Source organism: Sphingomonas sp. GC_Shp_6, from assembly GCF_026540835.1.
GTDB lineage: Bacteria > Pseudomonadota > Alphaproteobacteria > Sphingomonadales > Sphingomonadaceae > Sphingomonas.
The window spans coordinates 319,860-336,620 of the sequence record NZ_JALNUO010000004.1 but is presented as its reverse complement, the minus strand read 5'-3'; the positions used below and the strand labels follow the sequence as shown (position 1 = coordinate 336,620).

17 protein-coding genes and 2 tRNA genes are annotated in these 16,761 nt (G+C 66.1%); 10 read left to right on the top strand and 9 right to left on the bottom strand.

The genetic code is table 11. From position 1 onward, the window contains the following. The first annotated feature begins 58 nt into the window (after nucleotides 1–58). Together OXQ95_RS08000 and OXQ95_RS07995 are read left to right on the top strand one after the other, a co-directional pair. On the top strand, nucleotides 59–529 hold the full coding sequence (locus OXQ95_RS08000; protein WP_267381077.1) for a hypothetical protein: 471 nt from the start codon (nucleotides 59–61) through the stop codon (nucleotides 527–529). A gap of 331 nt (nucleotides 530–860) precedes the next feature. After that, entirely contained in the window at nucleotides 861–1,211 is a 351-nt protein-coding gene (locus OXQ95_RS07995; RefSeq protein ID WP_267381076.1) for a hypothetical protein, read from the top strand. Nucleotides 1,212–1,445: 234 nt separating this feature from the next. Here the strand turns inward: OXQ95_RS07995 and OXQ95_RS07990 are convergent, their stop codons facing one another. Further along, nucleotides 1,446–1,682: a hypothetical protein gene (locus OXQ95_RS07990; protein ID WP_267381075.1), complete on the bottom strand. Its 237-nt coding sequence runs from the start codon at nucleotides 1,680–1,682 to the stop codon at nucleotides 1,446–1,448. 335 nt (nucleotides 1,683–2,017) lie between these two features. Between OXQ95_RS07990 and OXQ95_RS07985 the strand changes: the two genes are divergently transcribed. Together OXQ95_RS07985 and OXQ95_RS07980 are read left to right on the top strand one after the other, a co-directional pair. Beyond that, complete coding sequence (locus OXQ95_RS07985; RefSeq protein WP_267381074.1) at nucleotides 2,018–4,483, top strand: FecR family protein; 2,466 nt, start codon at nucleotides 2,018–2,020, stop codon at nucleotides 4,481–4,483. 166 nt (nucleotides 4,484–4,649) lie between these two features. Beyond that, nucleotides 4,650–5,105: a hypothetical protein gene (locus OXQ95_RS07980; RefSeq protein ID WP_267381073.1), complete on the top strand. Its 456-nt coding sequence runs from the start codon at nucleotides 4,650–4,652 to the stop codon at nucleotides 5,103–5,105. 28 nt (nucleotides 5,106–5,133) lie between these two features. Here OXQ95_RS07980 and OXQ95_RS07975 read toward each other — a convergent pair whose 3' ends face one another. The 4 genes from OXQ95_RS07975 to OXQ95_RS07960 form a co-directional block, all read right to left on the bottom strand. Then, nucleotides 5,134–5,808, bottom strand: coding sequence for a hypothetical protein (locus OXQ95_RS07975; protein WP_267381072.1), 675 nt, complete (start codon nucleotides 5,806–5,808; stop codon nucleotides 5,134–5,136). Between the two features lie 195 nt (nucleotides 5,809–6,003). Next, nucleotides 6,004–6,079 (bottom strand) — tRNA-Thr (locus OXQ95_RS07970). Nucleotides 6,080–6,098: 19 nt separating this feature from the next. Beyond that, nucleotides 6,099–6,971 carry a hypothetical protein gene (locus tag OXQ95_RS07965; protein ID WP_267381071.1) on the bottom strand — a complete coding sequence of 291 codons (873 nt, stop codon included), beginning with the start codon at nucleotides 6,969–6,971 and terminating at the stop codon, nucleotides 6,099–6,101. Further along, nucleotides 6,968–8,284 carry a replication-associated recombination protein A gene (locus OXQ95_RS07960; RefSeq protein ID WP_267381070.1) on the bottom strand — a complete coding sequence of 439 codons (1,317 nt, stop codon included), beginning with the start codon at nucleotides 8,282–8,284 and terminating at the stop codon, nucleotides 6,968–6,970. The genes OXQ95_RS07965 and OXQ95_RS07960 overlap by 4 nt, the downstream gene beginning before the upstream one ends. Nucleotides 8,285–8,429: 145 nt before the next feature. Here OXQ95_RS07960 and OXQ95_RS07955 point away from each other — a divergent pair, with 145 nt between their 5' ends. Beyond that, on the top strand, nucleotides 8,430–9,032 hold the full coding sequence (locus OXQ95_RS07955) for a PadR family transcriptional regulator (RefSeq protein WP_267381069.1): 603 nt from the start codon (nucleotides 8,430–8,432) through the stop codon (nucleotides 9,030–9,032). After that, entirely contained in the window at nucleotides 9,029–9,319 is a 291-nt protein-coding gene (locus OXQ95_RS07950) for a DUF2218 domain-containing protein (protein ID WP_242096851.1), read from the top strand. The genes OXQ95_RS07955 and OXQ95_RS07950 overlap by 4 nt, the downstream gene beginning before the upstream one ends. A 7-nt stretch (nucleotides 9,320–9,326) precedes the next feature. Here the strand turns inward: OXQ95_RS07950 and OXQ95_RS07945 are convergent, their stop codons facing one another. From OXQ95_RS07945 to OXQ95_RS07935, 3 genes are read right to left on the bottom strand one after another with little or no spacing between them, the layout of a single operon-like run. Beyond that, nucleotides 9,327–9,926: an isoprenylcysteine carboxylmethyltransferase family protein gene (locus OXQ95_RS07945; RefSeq protein ID WP_267381068.1), complete on the bottom strand. Its 600-nt coding sequence runs from the start codon at nucleotides 9,924–9,926 to the stop codon at nucleotides 9,327–9,329. Between the two features lie 27 nt (nucleotides 9,927–9,953). Continuing rightward, nucleotides 9,954–10,208, bottom strand: a complete 255-nt coding sequence (locus OXQ95_RS07940; RefSeq protein WP_267381067.1) for a hypothetical protein — start codon at nucleotides 10,206–10,208, stop codon at nucleotides 9,954–9,956. Beyond that, nucleotides 10,205–11,890, bottom strand: a complete 1,686-nt coding sequence (locus OXQ95_RS07935; RefSeq protein ID WP_267381066.1) for a M1 family metallopeptidase — start codon at nucleotides 11,888–11,890, stop codon at nucleotides 10,205–10,207. Before OXQ95_RS07935 ends, OXQ95_RS07940 begins: the two co-directional genes overlap by 4 nt. Before the next feature lie 92 nt (nucleotides 11,891–11,982). Here OXQ95_RS07935 and lon point away from each other — a divergent pair, with 92 nt between their 5' ends. From lon to OXQ95_RS07920, 3 genes are all read left to right on the top strand, one after another. After that, complete coding sequence (lon, locus tag OXQ95_RS07930) at nucleotides 11,983–14,382, top strand: endopeptidase La (RefSeq protein ID WP_267381065.1); 2,400 nt, start codon at nucleotides 11,983–11,985, stop codon at nucleotides 14,380–14,382. A gap of 144 nt (nucleotides 14,383–14,526) precedes the next feature. Continuing rightward, a complete protein-coding gene (locus OXQ95_RS07925; protein WP_242096856.1) occupies nucleotides 14,527–14,799 on the top strand; it encodes an HU family DNA-binding protein in 273 nt (90 codons plus the stop codon). 63 nt (nucleotides 14,800–14,862) lie between these two features. Continuing rightward, nucleotides 14,863–14,937: transfer RNA gene (locus OXQ95_RS07920), tRNA-Val, on the top strand. A 48-nt stretch (nucleotides 14,938–14,985) separates the two neighbouring features. On the opposite strand, the gene ppk2 is transcribed toward OXQ95_RS07920, so the two are convergent. Next, entirely contained in the window at nucleotides 14,986–15,747 is a 762-nt protein-coding gene (gene ppk2 / locus OXQ95_RS07915; RefSeq protein ID WP_267381064.1) for a polyphosphate kinase 2, read from the bottom strand. A gap of 166 nt (nucleotides 15,748–15,913) precedes the next feature. Between ppk2 and OXQ95_RS07910 the strand changes: the two genes are divergently transcribed. Beyond that, nucleotides 15,914–16,750: a type II secretion system protein N gene (locus OXQ95_RS07910; RefSeq protein WP_267381063.1), complete on the top strand. Its 837-nt coding sequence runs from the start codon at nucleotides 15,914–15,916 to the stop codon at nucleotides 16,748–16,750. Nucleotides 16,751–16,761 lie beyond the last annotated feature (11 nt).

Sequence of the window (16,761 nt, the reverse complement as noted above, 5' to 3'; positions counted from 1 at the left end):
CTCGGTTCGTCGAGCCGGGGGCAGCAGGCGTGTCCATGCCTTCAACGACAGCTTGGCGGTGGCCGATGCGTTTGTGGAAAGCGGATGGTGGATCCCGATCTATCGCCGGGCCTTCCCGTCGCTCGTCAGCGCTGTCGCCGTCAAGCAGGACGGTTGGGCGCAGCGTGGCGGCATCGACCGCCTGCTGACGCTCGAATGCGGGCGGACCTATACCGTCGACGAGAAGGTGCGATCGTCCGACTGGCCCGACGTGTTGCTCGAGCGCTGGTCCAACGAGCGGATGAAGACGCCGGGCTGGGTGCAGAAGCCGTTGGCGGCAGACTTCATCGCCTATGCGTATGCGCCGGCCGCGACGTGCGTGCTGTTGCCCGTGCCAGCGTTGCAGCGTGCTTGGCGGCAGCATGGCAGGCAGTGGATTGGGCTCTACGGGACTCGGCGGGCGGCAAACGAGGGGTATGCGTCGGTCAGCGTCCCGGTGCCGCGTGGGGTGCTGATGCAGGCCATAGTCGAAGCCATGTTCGTGTCGTAATCGGTGATTTGCGCTGGGGGAGGGCACAATGCGTATCAAATCTGTTTCCGGGATGATCCAGGCGATTCCTCAAGCGATGCCCGCAACCTGATCGTTAATCTGGGTTGGCGGGACGTTCACCGCAGCGAGCAGCGTCATACGCTTCTGCCAGAAGCGCGCTCACCAGCGTATGATCTGCCGCCTCGGCCAGCCGTAGCGCCGTCTCAATCGCGGCACATAAACCGCTGGCTACAGCGTGGGGTTCTCGGTTCATGTGTGCGACTTACATCCAAACTGAATGTTTGTGGTGATTAATAGCGACGATCGAGAATTTTCGATTTAGACCTCCATCATGTTTGGCGACCAGCGGCGCGGCGACATCGCCCGCAACCTCTTACGTGTCCGTGCCGAGCGAAGGAATTCGTTCCCGTCGGAGCTTTTCGATGAGCATGCGTGGAACCTGCTCCTCAATTTATTCGCCGCGCTGACCGAAAATCGGACGGTGTCTGAATCCGAACTTATGCGACGATCGTCAGTGTCGGAAGGGGCTGGCCGCAGGTGGATCAGGCACCTTATAAAGGACGGGCAGATCGAAGATCGTGACGATGGGAAGGATGTCGCTCTCACGCCGGTGGCGGTCGAGAACATGAGGACGTTTCTTGATCGAGCCCAAGTGATCCACGGAACACCCGTAGCGTCCTGATCTGGCTCGCAAGTCCCTGTTGGTGAGCAAAAATTGATGCAGGCGATCGCAAAGGCGTTGTTTGTGAGCTAATGCTCAACCCCTGTCGCTCCGCCTTCTTCGCGTTCTTGCCATGCCTTGGAAGTTCTGCGCGATTCACCCAATAGGCTTCGTAGACCATCGAGCGAGCAGCCTAAGCGGCGGCACGCTGATTGGTAGGTGACGTTGGCCACCGGTGGCTCCGACGTCGGATCGTCAGCTGGCATGCGCCTGAACGCCCGCTGCGCCAAAGACATCTGGCTGACAGGGAAAATCGTTCCCCAAAGACGAGTTGGTAAACTTCGCTTCTCGCACACCCTCTTCACAACAATGCGCGAAGATAGCGGCTCGGTTCAGGTGAGCTTTCCGCTCAGCATCGTCAGCTGCTCGATCCGCTGCCGCCAATTCCAAATCGACCTGACGTTCACAATCGCCAATCGTAAATTCGCTCATTGGACCTGCTCCGCGACGTCCCAGTGTGACGGCCAGATTTACGATCGTTGCCGACATTTAGATGCAACCTAGATTGCCAAGGTGCTCGCGTGATCCGGCGTTCCAACCGTTCTGGCGACTTCATCTGATCTCGAAGCTACGATTAAGGCTTCAGCGACTTTATTGGAGCGTGGGGCCTGCTAACGGGGACATGCGAGACCCGAAGCAGCTGACCGGGCGGCCGATACAGCCGCCAGCACCTAACAGCCTGTTAACCATTCTCCCAAGTCGTTGAGAAACCCTGTCCTTCTATCCAGCACGCTTGGTCCGCCTCGCGAGCCACGTAAGGGGATCCAATGCAGTTTCGCTGGCTCATCACGACAGCCATCCTGGTGCCTGCGGCTGCATCTGCCACGCCGCCGCGCTGGGTATTTAGCGAGGCTTCGGGCCCCGTCACGATCCTACACGCTGGTGTCACAAAGGTGGCATCGCGAAGCGGCTCGATCGAACCAGGCGACATTGTTCGCACTGGGCCAGGTGGTCGGGCCGTGATCGCTCGCGGCCAGGAATATGTGCTCGTCGCCCCCGCCTCGCAGGTCCGCCTGCCCGCCGTCGAGCAGAAGGGTGCGATCGCCCAGCTGGTGCAGGATGCGGGCGACGTCGTGTTCATGATCCGTAAGATGGCAACGCCCCATTTCGAGGTGAAGACGCCTTATCTCGCCGCTGTGGTGAAGGGGACAACGTTCAGCGTCAGCGTCGGCGAGAGCGGCGCATCCGTGAAGGTTTTGGAAGGCGCGGTGGATGTGGGCACCAATAACGGCGGCGCACATGAGTTGCTTGGTCCAGGCGGCAAGATCACTGTAGATGCGAGCCGACTGACGGCGCTTCGAGTGATGACGGCGGGTATCGAGCGTATCGTGCGCAGCAAGGACGATACAGGTCCGGCAGTTCCCACGATTACGGCTCGCAAGGCGACCGCCACGACCAAGCAAGCTGACCGACCGATCGTCACCACGATCAGTGAACCCGCCGTCTCGCTCAGCTCCCTGACTGGCGGTCTTGTCAGCGACGACTCACCTAACGTCATTCCTGTAAATCGCAGCACAAGCGCCATCCCAACGGTCGCATCAGCCAATGTGAAAACGGCGGGTTCGGTCACCCCTGACATGGTGATGGCGGTATCCCATTCTGCAAACGTGGACGCCGAAGTGGCCGTTAACACGGCAGTCGCGCAGGAAGCCGTTGCACAAGAGGCTAAGGTGCTTGCCGCTCAACGGCAGGCGCAAGCCACGACTGAAGCCGCTGCCGCGCAACAGGCGCTTGCACAGCAGCAGGCGGCTGATGCTGCCGCAAGGCAGGCTGCCGCCGACGCAGCAGCACGCGCGGCAGCAGCGAGCCAGCAGGCTGCCGCCGCTCAAGCGGCAGCGGCTCAGCAGGCTAGTGCGCAAGCAGCGGCACAAACAGCGGCAGATCAGGCTGCGAAGGCAGCTCAAGCCGCCGCGGCACAACAAGCAGCGGCGCAGGCTGCCGCAGCCCAACAGGCGGTGGCTGACCAGGCCGCCAAGGCAAACGCGGACGCTGCAGCGGCGGCTGCTCAGGCCTCGGCAGTGCAGCAGGCAGCAGCGCAGGCTGCCGCGTCGCAGGCAGCCAAGTCGGCCGCAGACGCTGCAGCGCAGGCGGCTGCCGTTCAGGCTGCCAACGCTCAACAAGCGGCCGCACAGGCTGCGGCGACTCAGGCCGCCCAAGCAGCGGCCGAGGCAGCCGCACAGCAGGCGACCGCCCAAGCTGCCGCTGTACAACAAGCTGCTCAACAGCTCGCAGCGGCGCAAGCTGCTCAGGCGGCGGCAGCGGCGCAGCAGGCAGCGACGGCTCAAGCTGCTGCCGCACAACAGGCCGCCGCTCAGGCAGCCGCTTCGGAGGCGTCGAAGGCCGCCGCGGATGCAGCTGCACAAGCAGCGGCCGCACAAGCCGCGGGCGCACAGCAGACTGCAGCGCAACTGGCAGCGGCACAGGCCGCTAAAGCCGCAGCTGACGCGGCAGCCCAGCAGGCTGCTGCTCAAGCCGCGGCCGCGCAACAAGCCACTCAGCAAGCCGCGGCGGCGCAGTTGGCGCAGCAGGCCGCAGCCGCACAGCAGGCCGCTGCTGCCAAGGCGGCCGCCGAACAGCAAGCCGCAGCGCAGCAGGCAGCTGCCCAAGTGGCGAAGGCAGCCGCGGATGCGGCTGCTCAGGTTCAGGCCGCACAAGCTGCAGCCGCACAACAAGTAGCGGCACAACAGGCAGCTGCAGAGGCAGCGAAGACAGCCGCCGACTTGGCGGCCAAGCAAGCTGCAGCCCAAGCTGCAGCCGCTGCTCAAGCCGCTCAGCAGGCGGCCGTTGCACAGGCTGCTCAGCAGGCCGCAGCTGCTCAACAGGCCGCTGCAGTTCAGGCCGCCGCGCAGCAGGCTGCTGCCGCTCAGGCTGCGGCGCAACAAGCGGCTGCCCAACAAGCTGCCGCTCAGCAGGCTGCCGCTCAGCAGGCAGCGGCCTCACAAGCTGCAGCTCAACAAGCTGCGGCCCAAGCCGCTGCGGCCCAACAAGCAGCAGCAGCGACTGCCGCCGCGCAAAAAGCTGCCATCGCTCAGGCTGCCGCGGCTCAGCAGGCGGCACAACAGGCTGCCGCCGCTTTGGCAGCTAACGTTCAAGCCGCTGCGGCCGCTGCTGCAGCGGCGGCCGCTCAGACGGCTAGCGCGATCACCAACGGCATCCTTGGTCCTGGAAAGGACAACGGCAACGGCAATGGTGGGGTCGGCAATATGAAGGGCATTGGTAACCAGAAGCACTGAGCACGCTTAAAGGCTCACCAATCCGCCGGGGCGCCCGGCTAAAATTTTAACTGGCCGCCGCAAGGCGGGGAGATATGCGGGCGCTCCATCTGAACCGTGGACGCGCAATTCGTCATGCTTTTGGCGGTTGACGGGTCTACACGACGAACGGTTTCGGGGTTTCCAAATGGTCGATAAAAGCTGGGGTGGGGCCGCAACGGGCGACTTCCGGGAGCGGACGAACGAGAGCCCGGCGGAACGCGCTGCCAAGCGCGCTCAGGACCGCCAAGCACGTGCTGAGGAGCGGGCGGGGCTGGTGTCGCAGCGGCTGGAAGCCCGGGCCACGATTCGCGAAGCGGATATGGTGGCCCGCGAGCAGATCCGCATCGAACGTCGCGAACGAGAGCAGCAGACTGCCTCAGGTGATCCGCATGCTGCCGCCGCCAAGCGCCACCGGACTTCCGGCCGCAAGGACGTCGTGAAGGAGCAGCGCGACACCCGATCCTATTCGACCGTCGTTGACGAGGGCAGGATCCGAGAACTGGCAAAGCGTGGCGCGTCGGCGTCGGGGCTGGCGGGCGCGTTCGGCATCACCGAGGCTCAGGTAGCGGCCATTTTGTCCGGTGAAAATGATCAGGCTTGATCGTTTTCGCCCGCGCGGGGAACGGGCTTCAATCGCGCTCGGCGCTGACGCCCGCAATCGCCATGATGCTCGCGACTTCGATTCGCACGCCGCCATCGATCGTCTTGCGGACGAGCCGGCCGCTCTTCATCAGTTCGTTGACCTTTGTGCGGCCGATACCGAGAGCGGCTTGGGTTTCAGCAATCGTGGCCAGCAGCGCGCCAGGACGGATTGCTGAAGTCTGCGGCGATCGCCGTTTCGGTTGCTCCGGCGCAACGCTGACGGGCACTTCGATCGTCTGATCGACGACCACCTGGCCAGCTGGTGCGGGCGGTGTGGGGCGCGCAGGAGCAATACTCATCGACGGCCGTCCGCAATGCGCGTCGATGATGCGCTGCAACCCAGCGAGGTGAAAACTAACATCGGTAATGATCACCCCGGGGTGGCCGCCGATCAATCCGGACGCGGCGAGACGCACCGCGCCGCCAGTCCACACGTCGTCGTCAGCTCCCTCGCAGATGATCCGTTCCCAAAGATCCATGGGTATGACACCCCCGCGGACGGCTGGTGGACCTTTGAGTCCAACGATCTGGATCGATGCCGCGTAGGATTTCAACAGATCCGCTCTGGCGTGGTCGCGAATCACTCGCTTCGCATGCGGGATGCCGGCTTCTTCCAAAAGCGAGGCCGCTTTGCGGGCCGGGGTCGAATAGGGCGCTGCCACGAGATTTTTGCTCCACCGGCTGAGAGACCGACGATGCCCGGCAACGGTGAAGATGATCTATACAGCCTCGAAAAGGTGCGCCTTTGTTCGCCGATGTTCGGAGATCACCGCATCAAAACGTGGGAACGATCGGCGAAAAATCTAGTGGCACAGGGGAGAAAGCCTAGAAAAAACAACGCAATAGCATGTGAGAGATGGTGCCGGTTGCAGGAATCGAACCCGCGACATCCAGTTTACAAAACTGGCGCTCTACCAACTGAGCTAAACCGGCATCCGTGCGTCTCCATGCTTCACCGCACGCCGAAGGTCCAGCCCTCCGTCTGCGCGATCGCGTCGGTCATGCCGGGCGGCGCCCAGAGCCGGGGATCGGCGGCGTTGGCGCGCAGCCAGGTCGCGGTAAGGATCGCGTCGGTCGAATGATCGTCATAGCGTGCCAAGGCGGCGTGGGGCGTCGTGCCGAACGCGGCCAGCGCCGCGTCGAGCGCAGCGGCGTCGCGGATCTTGCTGCGGCCCTTGCGCATGCCCGACGCGCGCGCGGCGATCGCGGTGTAGATCTCGACCACGACGAGGCCGGCATCCGGGACGCGGTCGAACGGCCAGACGGCGGCCCGGTCCGCCAGATGGTGGAGCAGGCGCATGCCGGCGAAGCTCGCCTTGGCCACCTGCGCCGCGCCGATCGCATCATAGACGGTGGAGGGCTTGCGCGTGCCGTCGGTCGCGCGTTCGCAGGCGCGCCAGTGGAGGAAATCGGCCTTGGGTCCGTCCGCCGCGCCCAGATAGAAATGGCGTCCGCGCTGCGCTTCGAGGAACGTGGCCGCGCCCAGATCGGCATCGTCGCTCGCGCGGTCGACGAACGCCCATAAGGCCCGCGCGTCGCGCGTCGGCGGTTCGCCCGGCAGGTGCGCGCCGCGCTCGACGAAGGGCGCGGAGAAGCTGAAGTCGAAGCCGACGAGCATCGGTTCACCCGCATGCGCGACGAGCCAGTCGAGAATGGCGGTGCGCGACCAGGCGCGATCCGGCGGCGGCACCAGCATGGGCGCGGCGCTGCCCGCGGTGCAGGTCGCGAGCGCGATCCCCTTGTGTCGGCTGCCCTTCGCGCCCGACCAGTCGATCGCGGCGAAGCGGGTGAAGCGGCCCTGCGGCGGGCGGACGCCCGTGATCACCGCTCGCGCTGCCGCAGCGACTGCCAATGCGCGAGCCGCTCGGCGATGCGGCGTTCGTGGCCGCGGTCGGTGGGTTCGTAGAAATGCTGCGGGGGAAGTTCGGCCGGCCAATAGTTCGCGCCCGAAAACCCGTCCGCCGCATCATGGTCATAGGCATAGCCCTTGCCATAGCCGATATCGCGCATCAGCTTGGTCGGCGCGTTCAGGATGTTGTCGGGCGGCATCAGCGATCCGGTTTCCTTCGCCGATCGCCACGCCGCCTTCTGCGCCTTGTACACCGCGTTGGATTTGGGCGCGACCGCCAGATAGACGCAGGCCTGCGCGATCGCGAGTTCGCCTTCGGGGCTGCCGAGAAAGTCGTAGCAATCCTTGGCGGCGAGGCACTGGACCAGCGCCTGCGGGTCGGCCAGCCCGACATCCTCGATCGCGGCACGCGTCAGGCGGCGCAGCAGATAGAGCGGCTCCTCGCCCGCGGTGAGCATCCGCGCGAGATAATAGAGCGCGGCGTCGGGATCCGAGCCGCGGATCGATTTGTGGAGCGCGCTGATGAGGTTGTAATGGCCCTCGCGATCCTTGTCGTACACCGCCACGCGGCGCTGGAGAAAGGCGGAGAGGCCGGCCGAGTCGAGCGGCTCGGGCAGATCGACCGAGAAGAGCGTTTCGACCTGGTTGAGCAGGAAGCGCCCGTCGCCGTCCGCGCTGGCGACCAGCGCGTCGCGCGCGGCGGTGTCGAGCGGCAGCGGGCGCTCCATCTCGGCCTCGGCGCGATCGATCAGCAGTTCGAGCGCGGCGCGGTCGAGCCGGTGGAGGATCAGCACCTGCGCGCGGCTGAGCAGCGCCGCGTTCAGCTCGAACGACGGATTTTCGGTGGTCGCGCCGACGAGCGTGACGGTACCGTCCTCGACATAGGGCAGGAAACCGTCCTGCTGCGCGCGGTTGAAGCGGTGGATCTCGTCCACGAACAGCAATGTGCGCTTGCCCATCCGCGCATGGTCGCGCGCCTCGGCGAACGCCTTTTTCAGCTCCGCCACGCCCGAAAACACCGCTGAGATCGCGACGAAACGCAGATCGACCGCATCGGCGAGCAGCCGCGCGATCGTCGTCTTGCCCGTGCCCGGCGGGCCCCACAGGATCATCGACGACAGCCGCCCCGCCGCGACCATCCGCCCGATGGCGCCCTCGGGCCCAGTGATGTGATCCTGCCCCACGACCGCGTCCAGCGCGCGGGGCCGCAGGCGATCGGCGAGCGGTGCGTTCTCGTGGAGCGGTTCGGCGGGAGCGGCGGGTTCGAAGCCCGCGAAGAGATCGGCCATGCCCTCATGTAACGCTTTTCGACGGCGCGGGGAGGGGGACGCATGACGCTCCGGTCGGCTAGCTCAAAGATATATCTAGAGGGATCTTGACTCTTATTAACGGAGATATATCTTGGAGCCATCACGATACATGGAAGGAAAGACGATGTTTCACATGCACGGCCGCGATGGCGGCCCACGGGGCGGACGCTTCGAGCGCGGGCCCTTCTCGATGAGCTGGGAAATTCATGGCGAGCGCCATGGCGGCCGGCACGGTGGCGGGCGCGGCGATGGCGGCGGGCGCAGCCGGCGGATGTTCGACGGCGGCGAGCTGCGGCTCGTTCTCCTGAAGCTGATCGCCGCCGCGCCGCGCCATGGCTATGACCTGATCCGCGAGATCGAGACGATGACCGGCGGCGCCTATGCGCCCAGTCCCGGCGTGGTCTATCCGACGCTGACGTTGCTGGGCGACATGGGGCTGATCGCCGAACAGGCGTCCGAGGGCGCGAAGAAGCTTTTCGCGGCGACCGAGGAGGGGCGCACACATCTGGGCGAGAATGCCGACCAGGTCGAAGCGCTGGTTGCGCGGCTGACCGGCTTGGGTTCGGAACGGTCGCGCCCCGATCACGCGCCGATCCGCCGCGCGATGGGCGCGCTGCACCAGGCGACGCGCGACCGGATCGCCCGCGGCGACTTGAGCGAGGATGCGCTTCACGATGTGGCGGCGCTGATCGACGAACTCGTCCGGAAGATCGAGCGCTTCAAGTGAGCGTCTCGGTCGCCCGCGTGCCGACCCGTTCGGCCAGCCGCTATCTCCAGCAGCTCGCCAAGCATTGGAGCCACAAGATGACGGTCGTGTTCTCCGAGCAGGAGGGCACGATCGACTTCCCGAGCGGCGCGCGGCTCGCGATGCGCGCCGAGAGCGAGAGCCTCGACGTGATCCTCACCGTGCCCGAGGGCGAAGACGTGGAGCGGATGCGCGAGGTGGTGGCGAGCCATCTCGATCGCTTCGCCTTTCGCGAGGCGCCGCTGACGTTCGACTGGCGGCCGGGGTGATGCGCCGTCAGAAGACGCCGGGCACGAAGCGCTTCACCCGCGCGGCATAGGCATCGTAGCCTTTGCCGAACTGGCGGCGGAGCAGCGCTTCCTCGTGGCGGATGCGGAACCAGGTGCCGATCGCGTAGAGCGGCAGGCCGACGATCAGGTTGCGCGTATGGCCATAGGCGACCGCCATGGCGATCGTCAGCAGGAACAGCGCGACATAGATCGGGTGGCGCACCACCGCGAAGGGGCCGGCCTGCACGAGCTGGTGATCGCTGCGGGTGCGCGCGACGAGGCTCCAATTGGCGCCCATCGCGAGCGCCGACGCACGGAACAGCGCCGCCGCGCCGAGCATCAACCCCAGCACGACCGCCGCCTCGGCCAGCGCCTTGGCCCCGAGCGGATCGAGATCGACGATGATCGGCCCCAGGCCGCCCGCGGCGATCCCGCACCCCTGTACGCCGATCCAGAACCACGAGGCACGCGCCCGCGTTTCCGCGACGGTTGTGGCGCGGCGCGCGCGGCGCCGCGCGCCCAGCAGCGCGACGAAAAACAGGAGGAAGCCAAACGCGAAGGCGGCGAGCCCCGGCAGCCCGACGGCGTCGACGGTCCAACGGATCATGCGCCTGTCCCCCTCATGCGTACCGTTCTATTGCGGCAACACACCACGCGCAAGCGGCCGCAGCCTTGACGCCAGCAACACCCCGGCGCCGATCTGCAACAGCCCATAGGCGCGCCGGCGGGCGGGCGCCCCGCCGAACGGCTTCACCAACGCATCGACCGCCGCAACATCGGATCGCCACAGATCGACATGCCGGCGCGGCTGGAGCAGCCCGAGCAGGCCATCGCCAATCATGAACACCGCCGCCATCTCGGCGGTGCGGCGCAGCGCGAGTCTTGTCATTTCTTCTTCTGGGCGGTCTGCCATGCCTGATACTCCTCGACGGCGATCGAGCGCTTCAACACGCGAGCCGCGGGATCGATCACGACATGCGCATCCGCCGGCACCGAAAGGCGGCCATGGCCGTCCGTCATCCGCACGCGCATGATCCGTTCGCCGATCTGCACCTCGACGGGCATCGGGAAGGGGGTGCCGGCCGCCGTCTTCCACGCCAGCGCCAGCGTGTTGCCCGTGCGGGTCTGGATCAGTTCGGGAAGCGCGGCCTGGCGCAGATAGGCATCGAAGAACCAGCCATAATCCTTGCCGGTCACGCGCCGCACGAAGGATTCATATTCGCGCGTCGAGCCGAAGCGCGGCGCGAAATTGCCCGGCTTCGGATCGGTCCGGCCATAGACTTCGAGCCGGGTGACGGCGGCGAACGCCGCATCGCCGATCAGCCCGCGCAGCGTGTGGAGCATCCACGCGCCCTTGTAATAGATGTCCTGACCCGGCCCGCCCTTGCTCGTCTCGTACACCTGTTCCTCTGTGCGCAGCGTGCCCGACACGATCGGCTTCAGGTTCGCGATCTGATTGCGTTGCGCGTCGAGCATCACCGCATAACGGGCCTCGCCCTCGCGCCAGCGGCCATAGAGCGGCTGCATGTAGCTCTCATAGCCTTCGTGCAGCCAGTAATCGTCCCAATTGGCGGCGGTCAGCTGGTTGCCGAACCATTCATGGCCGAATTCGTGATGGAACAGCCAGTCGAATCCCTCGGGCGCCTTGGCATAGCCATTGCCGTACGCGTTGATCGTCTGGTGCTCCATGCCCTTGTGCGGCGTTTCCACCACGCCGACCTTTTCGTCGGCGAAGGGATAAGGCCCGACGACGCTTTCGTAGAAATCGAGTGTTGGTGCGAATTCGGCGAACAGCGCCGCGGCCTGCTTCTCCTCGCCCGGCAGATACCAGTACATCATCGGGATCATGTTCCCGAAACGGCTCTTGTAAGTGCCGCTGATCTCCTCATAGGGTCCGACGTTCAGCGCGATGCCATAGGTGTTGGGGTGGCCGGCTCGCCAGTTCCACCGCGTCCGCCCGTCGGCCAGCGTATCGACGCCCAGCAGCACGCCGTTCGACGGCGCCTTCAGCCCCGCGGGCACGGTGATGTGAAGCGTGGCCACGGCCGGCCGGCCTTCGGGAAAATCGAGGCACGGCCAGAAGATGTCGCAGCCGATCCCTTCCGCGGTCGTGGCGAACCAGGTCCGGCCGTCCGGCGTCTTCGACCAGACCATCCCCGAATCCCACGGCGCCTTCACCGCGACATGGGGCGTGCCGCCATAGACGATCCGCACCGTCACCGATCGCCCCTTGGCGAGCGGGTGGGGTAGGGGGACGAACAACTGCCCTTCCGGGTTCGACCAGGTCCCGGACGCGAGCGGCACGCCGTCGATCGCGATCGCGCTGACGGGCAGGTTCCGGTCGAGATCGATCACCAGCCGGTTGAGCAGCGCGGTCGCGGTGAAGGTCAGCGTGGCGATGCCCTCGAGCGCCTCGCGGTCGGGCAGTATCTCGAATTGCAGGTCGGCGCTGTCGAAGCGCATGATGCGCTGCTCGGACGGCCGCGCGCCGCCCGAGATCGCGGTCTGTGCGGTGATCGCGGGCTCGCCCTTGGCGGGAAGCGCGGCAGCGAGAAGGAGCGGGAGGAACATGGAGAAGGGAATAGGCGGCGATTGATGGAATCGCCATACTCCCCATATACCGAGCCAATGCCGCTTCCCGTTGAAGCGGCCCCGGAGTTCGCATGACCCAGACCTACCCCGTGCTTCCGCTGCGCGACATCGTCGTTTTCCCGCACATGATCGTTCCCCTGTTCGTCGGCCGCGACAAATCGGTCGCCGCGCTGGAAGCCGCGATGGCGGCCGACAAGGAGATCTTCCTGGTCGCCCAGCTCGACCCGGCCGAGGACGATCCCGATCGCGAGGACCTTTACGAGGTGGGCGTGACGGCCACCGTGCTCCAGCTCCTGAAGCTGCCGGACGGCACCGTCCGCGTGCTGGTCGAGGGCAAGCTGCGCGCGCGCCTCGACGAACTGGCGGCGGCCGAGGACGGCCATTTGACTGCCACGGTCGTGATGCTCGACGAGCGCGAGGCCGAGGGTATCGAGGTCGAGGCGCTGATGCGATCGGCGGTCGACGGGTTCGAGTCCTATGCCAAGCTCAACAAGAAGCTGCCGAGCGAGACCGCGCAGCAACTGGGCGAGATCGTCAAGGCCTCGCAACTGGGCGACGCGATCCTCGCCAACATCCAGGTGAAGGTGGCCGACAAGCAGGCCGTCCTCGTCGAGGTCGATCCCGCCAAGCGGCTGGAGATGGCGCTGGCGCTCATGGAGGGCGAACTCGGCGTCCTGCAGGTCGAGAAGAAGATCAAGAGCCGCGTCAAGCGTCAGATGGAAAAGACGCAGCGCGAATATTATCTCAACGAGCAGTTGAAGGCGATCCAGCGCGAACTCGGCAATGACGGCGAGGAGGGCGATGGCGACGAGATCGCCGAGCTGACGCAGAAGATCGCCACGATGAAGCTCAGCAAGGAGGCGCGCACCAAGGCGACCGCCGAGCTGAAGAAGCTGAAGACGATGGCGCCGATGAGCGCCGAGGCGACCGTCGTGCGCAATTATCTCGACGTGCTGCTCGGGCTGCCCTGGGGCAAGAAGTCGAAGATCCGCAAGGACATCGCCGCCGCGCAGGGGGTGCTGGACGAGGATCATTACGCGCTCGAGAAGGTGAAGGACCGGATCGTCGAATATCTCGGCGTGCAGGCGCGCACCAACAAGCTGAAGGGGCCGATCCTGTGCCTCGTCGGGCCGCCCGGCGTCGGCAAGACCTCGCTCGGCAAGAGCATCGCCAAGGCCACGGGGCGCGAGTTCATCCGCCAGAGCCTCGGCGGCGTGCGCGACGAGGCCGAGATCCGCGGCCATCGGCGCACCTATATCGGCTCGCTGCCCGGCAAGATCGTGACCAACCTGAAAAAGGCCGGCACGTCGAACCCGCTGTTCCTGCTCGACGAGATCGACAAGCTCGGCCAGGACTTCCGCGGCGACCCGGCCTCGGCGCTGCTGGAAGTGCTCGATCCCGAGCAGAACGCGAAGTTCAACGATCATTATCTGGAGATCGACGTCGATCTGTCGGACGTGATGTTCGTGTGCACCGCCAACACGCTCAATCTGCCGCAGCCGCTGCTCGACCGGATGGAGATCATCCGGCTGGAGGGCTATACCGAGGACGAGAAGGTCGAGATCGCCGAGCGGCATCTGGTCGCCAAGCAGATCGAGGCGCATGGGCTGAAGCCCGGCGAGTTCACGCTGACGCCCGAGGGGCTGCGCGCGCTCATTCAGCGCTATACGCGCGAGGCGGGGGTGCGCACGCTGGAGCGCGAGATCGCCAAATTGTGCCGCAAGGCGCTGCGCCAGATCCTGGAGGGCAAGACGGCGAGCGTGACGGTCACGCCGGACAATCTGTCCGACTATGCCGGCGTACAGAAATTCCGGCATGGCCTCAGCGAAACCGAGCACCAGATCGGCGCGGTCACCGGCCTCGCCTGGACGGAGGTGGGCGGCGAATTGCTGACGATCGAGAGCGTCACCGTGCCCGGCAAGGGGAGCGCCAAGATCACCGGCAAGCTCGGCGACGTGATGAAGGAGTCGATCGAGACGGCGTTCAGCTATGTGAAGGCGCGTGCACCCAGCTATGGCATCAAGCCCAGCCTGTTCCAGCGCAAGGACGTGCACGTCCATCTGCCCGAAGGGGCGGTGCCGAAGGACGGCCCCTCGGCCGGCATCGGCATCGTGACGTCGATCGTCTCGACGCTGACGGGCGTGCCGATCCGCAAGGAGGTGGCGATGACGGGCGAGGTCACGCTGCGCGGCCGGGTGCTGCCGATCGGCGGCCTGAAGGAAAAGCTGCTCGCGGCGCTTCGCGGCGGGATCGAGACGGTGCTGATCCCGGCGGAGAACGAAAAGGATCTGGCCGAGATCCCGGCGAACGTGCGCGAGGGGCTGACGATCGTGCCGGTGGCGCATGTCGACGAGGTGCTGCGTCTGGCGCTTGTCGAGCCGCTGATCGCGATCGATTGGACCGATGCGGACGAGCTTGCCGCGCTGCCGCCTGCGCCGATCGCACCGGTGGGTGGGGAAATGCACCACTGAGCGTCATCCGGCGCACGATCCGCCACGTTTCGTTACGGGAACGTGGCGGATTCGTTTGACTTGGGGCAGTACGCTCGCATTATTGGGGTTCGCGTGCGCGCCCCGACTCCGGCGCGCGCCAAGCATTTCCGGGGGTAATCGAGTATGAACAAGCAGGAATTGATCGGTACGGTCGCGGACACGTCCGGGCTCACCAAGGGTGACGCGAGCAAGGCGGTCGAGGCGGTGTTCGACGCGATCTCGGCTGCGCTGAAGAAGGGCGACGAGGTCCGCCTGGTGGGTTTCGGCACCTTCACCATCTCGAAGCGCAAGGCGTCGACCGGGCGCAATCCGCGCACCGGCGAGCCGATGACGATCAAGGCGTCGAGCCAGCCCAAGTTCAAGGCGGGCAAGGGGCTGAAGGATTCGGTAAACTGATTTTGCGATTTTGCGGGCTGGACAGCGGGCGACGCCCCGCGTAGAGGCCCGCTTCCCGGTTTCGGGCGCGTAGCTCAGCGGTAGAGCACACCCTTCACACGGGTGGGGTCACAGGTTCAATCCCTGTCGCGCCCACCATGATCCGGCCCGTCGAGCATCGCTCGGCGGGCCGTTCTGGTTCCAGGCTCAGCGCGCGAGCCGTCCGTCCTCCAACGCTGCCGTCTCGAACGGGAACAGCAGATGCGGCGAGGGCTCGCCCACGTCGTGCGCGATGTCGGCCGGGGCGACACGGTGCAGGATATGACGGATCACCGCGCGGCGCGCGCGTTTCTTGTCGTCGGCGCGCACGCAATACCAGGGCGCGAGCGTCGTGTGGGTGCGCGTCAGCATCGTGTCGCGCGCGGCGGTATAGGCATCCCATTTCTTCTGCGCGACGGCATCGAGCGACGAGACCTTCAGCGCCTTCAGCGGATCGTGCGTGCGCGCGTCCAGCCGTGCCTTCTGCTCGTCCTTGTCGATATCCAGCCACAGCTTGATGACGTGGATCCCGCTTTCGACCAGCATCCGCTCGAATTCGGGGGCGTCGCGCAGGAACTCGGCCTGCTGCGCGGGGGTGGAATAGCCCATCACCACCTCCACTCCCGCGCGGTTGTACCAGGAGCGGTTGAAGATCACGAGTTCGCCCGCCGTCGGCAGATGCGCGACATAGCGTTGGAAATACCATTGGCCGAGTTCGCGGTCGGAAGGCTTGGGCAGTGCCACCACGCGCGTGTTGCGGATCGAGAGATGCTCGACGATCCGCTTGATGGTGCCGTCCTTGCCCGCCGCATCGCGCCCCTCGAGCACCACCACGATCCGTTCGCCGCTCTCGGCCGCCGCCATCTGGGTGCGCACAAGGCCGAGCTGCAGTCGTTCGAGCTTGCTGAGGAAGTCGGTCTGGTGGCTCATTGGGGTCCTTCCGGCGGAATGAATGCGAAAGGATAACGTGGATCGGCCCCGAAGGTCGCAAAGTCGTCATGGCGGCATGCCAGGGATCGGGAAAGAGAATGGCGCGAAGCCTTTGCGATCGGACGGTTCCATGGCAGGGGTGTGAAGTGCGGTTCGGGATGGGCAGATGCGGCTGAGAATGGATGCGCGGATGCGGCGCGTGCTGGCGCGCGTGCGGCCCGCCAACGTCTATTCGCTCGCCGAACTGGCGCTGCTCGCGCTGCTCGGCATCCAGGCGGCGCGGCTCGTCTGGGTGGTGGTCACCCCGGTTGCGCCACTCGGCGACTGGCGTCCGCTGGCGCCGGTGACGGCGGGTGCGCCGATCGACATCCTCACCGGCTTCGATCCCTTCTTCCGGTCGAGCGCGGCGGCGCCCGCCACGGTCACCGCGCTCAATCTCACGCTGTTCGGCACGCGGCTGAACGACGCGACCGGCCGCGGCTCGGCGATCATCGCAGGCGCGGACGGCGTGCAGCAGAGCGTCGCGGTGGGTGAGGAGATCCAGCCGGGCGTCCGGCTGAAGATGGTGGCGTTCGACCACGTCACGATCGATCGCGGCGGCACGAGCGAGGACCTGTTCCTCGACCAGTCCGGCGCGGCGCCGGCCGTCCCGCCGGTCGCCGCGGGCGCGCTTCCGCCACCGGGCATCGGCGCGCCGCCCGCACCGCCCGCGCAGGGCGTTCCGGTCGCGAAGCTGCGGCAGGAGATCGGCTTCATCCCCCGGATCGACGCGGGGCGGATCAGCGGCCTCGTCGTCCGGTCGTCGGGCAGCGGCGCGCTCTTCCGCCAGGCGGGGCTGCGCGACGGCGACGTCGTCACCTCGATCGGCGGCCGGCCGGTCACCGGGCCGCAGGATATCGATCGGCTCGTCACCGATTTCGCCGGCGGCGGCAGCATCCCCCTCATCGTCGAACGCGGGCGCGACACGCTGCCGCTTTCCATCATGGTCGCACCCTCCAAATGAACCCACGCTAT

Excerpts from the sequence above, each read along its gene's own strand:
- OXQ95_RS07995 (WP_267381076.1), top strand. The coding sequence starts at position 861 with ATGTTTGGCGACCAGCGGCGCGGCGACATCGCCCGCAACCTCTTACGT.
- OXQ95_RS07990 (WP_267381075.1), bottom strand. The coding sequence starts at position 1,682 with ATGAGCGAATTTACGATTGGCGATTGTGAACGTCAGGTCGATTTGGAA.
- OXQ95_RS07985 (WP_267381074.1), top strand. The coding sequence starts at position 2,018 with ATGCAGTTTCGCTGGCTCATCACGACAGCCATCCTGGTGCCTGCGGCT.
- OXQ95_RS07980 (WP_267381073.1), top strand. The coding sequence starts at position 4,650 with ATGGTCGATAAAAGCTGGGGTGGGGCCGCAACGGGCGACTTCCGGGAG.
- OXQ95_RS07960 (WP_267381070.1), bottom strand. The coding sequence starts at position 8,284 with ATGGCCGATCTCTTCGCGGGCTTCGAACCCGCCGCTCCCGCCGAACCG.
- OXQ95_RS07955 (WP_267381069.1), top strand. The coding sequence starts at position 8,430 with ATGTTTCACATGCACGGCCGCGATGGCGGCCCACGGGGCGGACGCTTC.
- OXQ95_RS07945 (WP_267381068.1), bottom strand. The coding sequence starts at position 9,926 with ATGATCCGTTGGACCGTCGACGCCGTCGGGCTGCCGGGGCTCGCCGCC.
- OXQ95_RS07940 (WP_267381067.1), bottom strand. The coding sequence starts at position 10,208 with ATGACAAGACTCGCGCTGCGCCGCACCGCCGAGATGGCGGCGGTGTTC.
- OXQ95_RS07935 (WP_267381066.1), bottom strand. The coding sequence starts at position 11,890 with ATGTTCCTCCCGCTCCTTCTCGCTGCCGCGCTTCCCGCCAAGGGCGAG.
- lon (WP_267381065.1), top strand. The coding sequence starts at position 11,983 with ATGACCCAGACCTACCCCGTGCTTCCGCTGCGCGACATCGTCGTTTTC.
- OXQ95_RS07925 (WP_242096856.1), top strand. The coding sequence starts at position 14,527 with ATGAACAAGCAGGAATTGATCGGTACGGTCGCGGACACGTCCGGGCTC.
- ppk2 (WP_267381064.1), bottom strand. The coding sequence starts at position 15,747 with ATGAGCCACCAGACCGACTTCCTCAGCAAGCTCGAACGACTGCAGCTC.
- OXQ95_RS07910 (WP_267381063.1), top strand. The coding sequence starts at position 15,914 with ATGCGGCTGAGAATGGATGCGCGGATGCGGCGCGTGCTGGCGCGCGTG.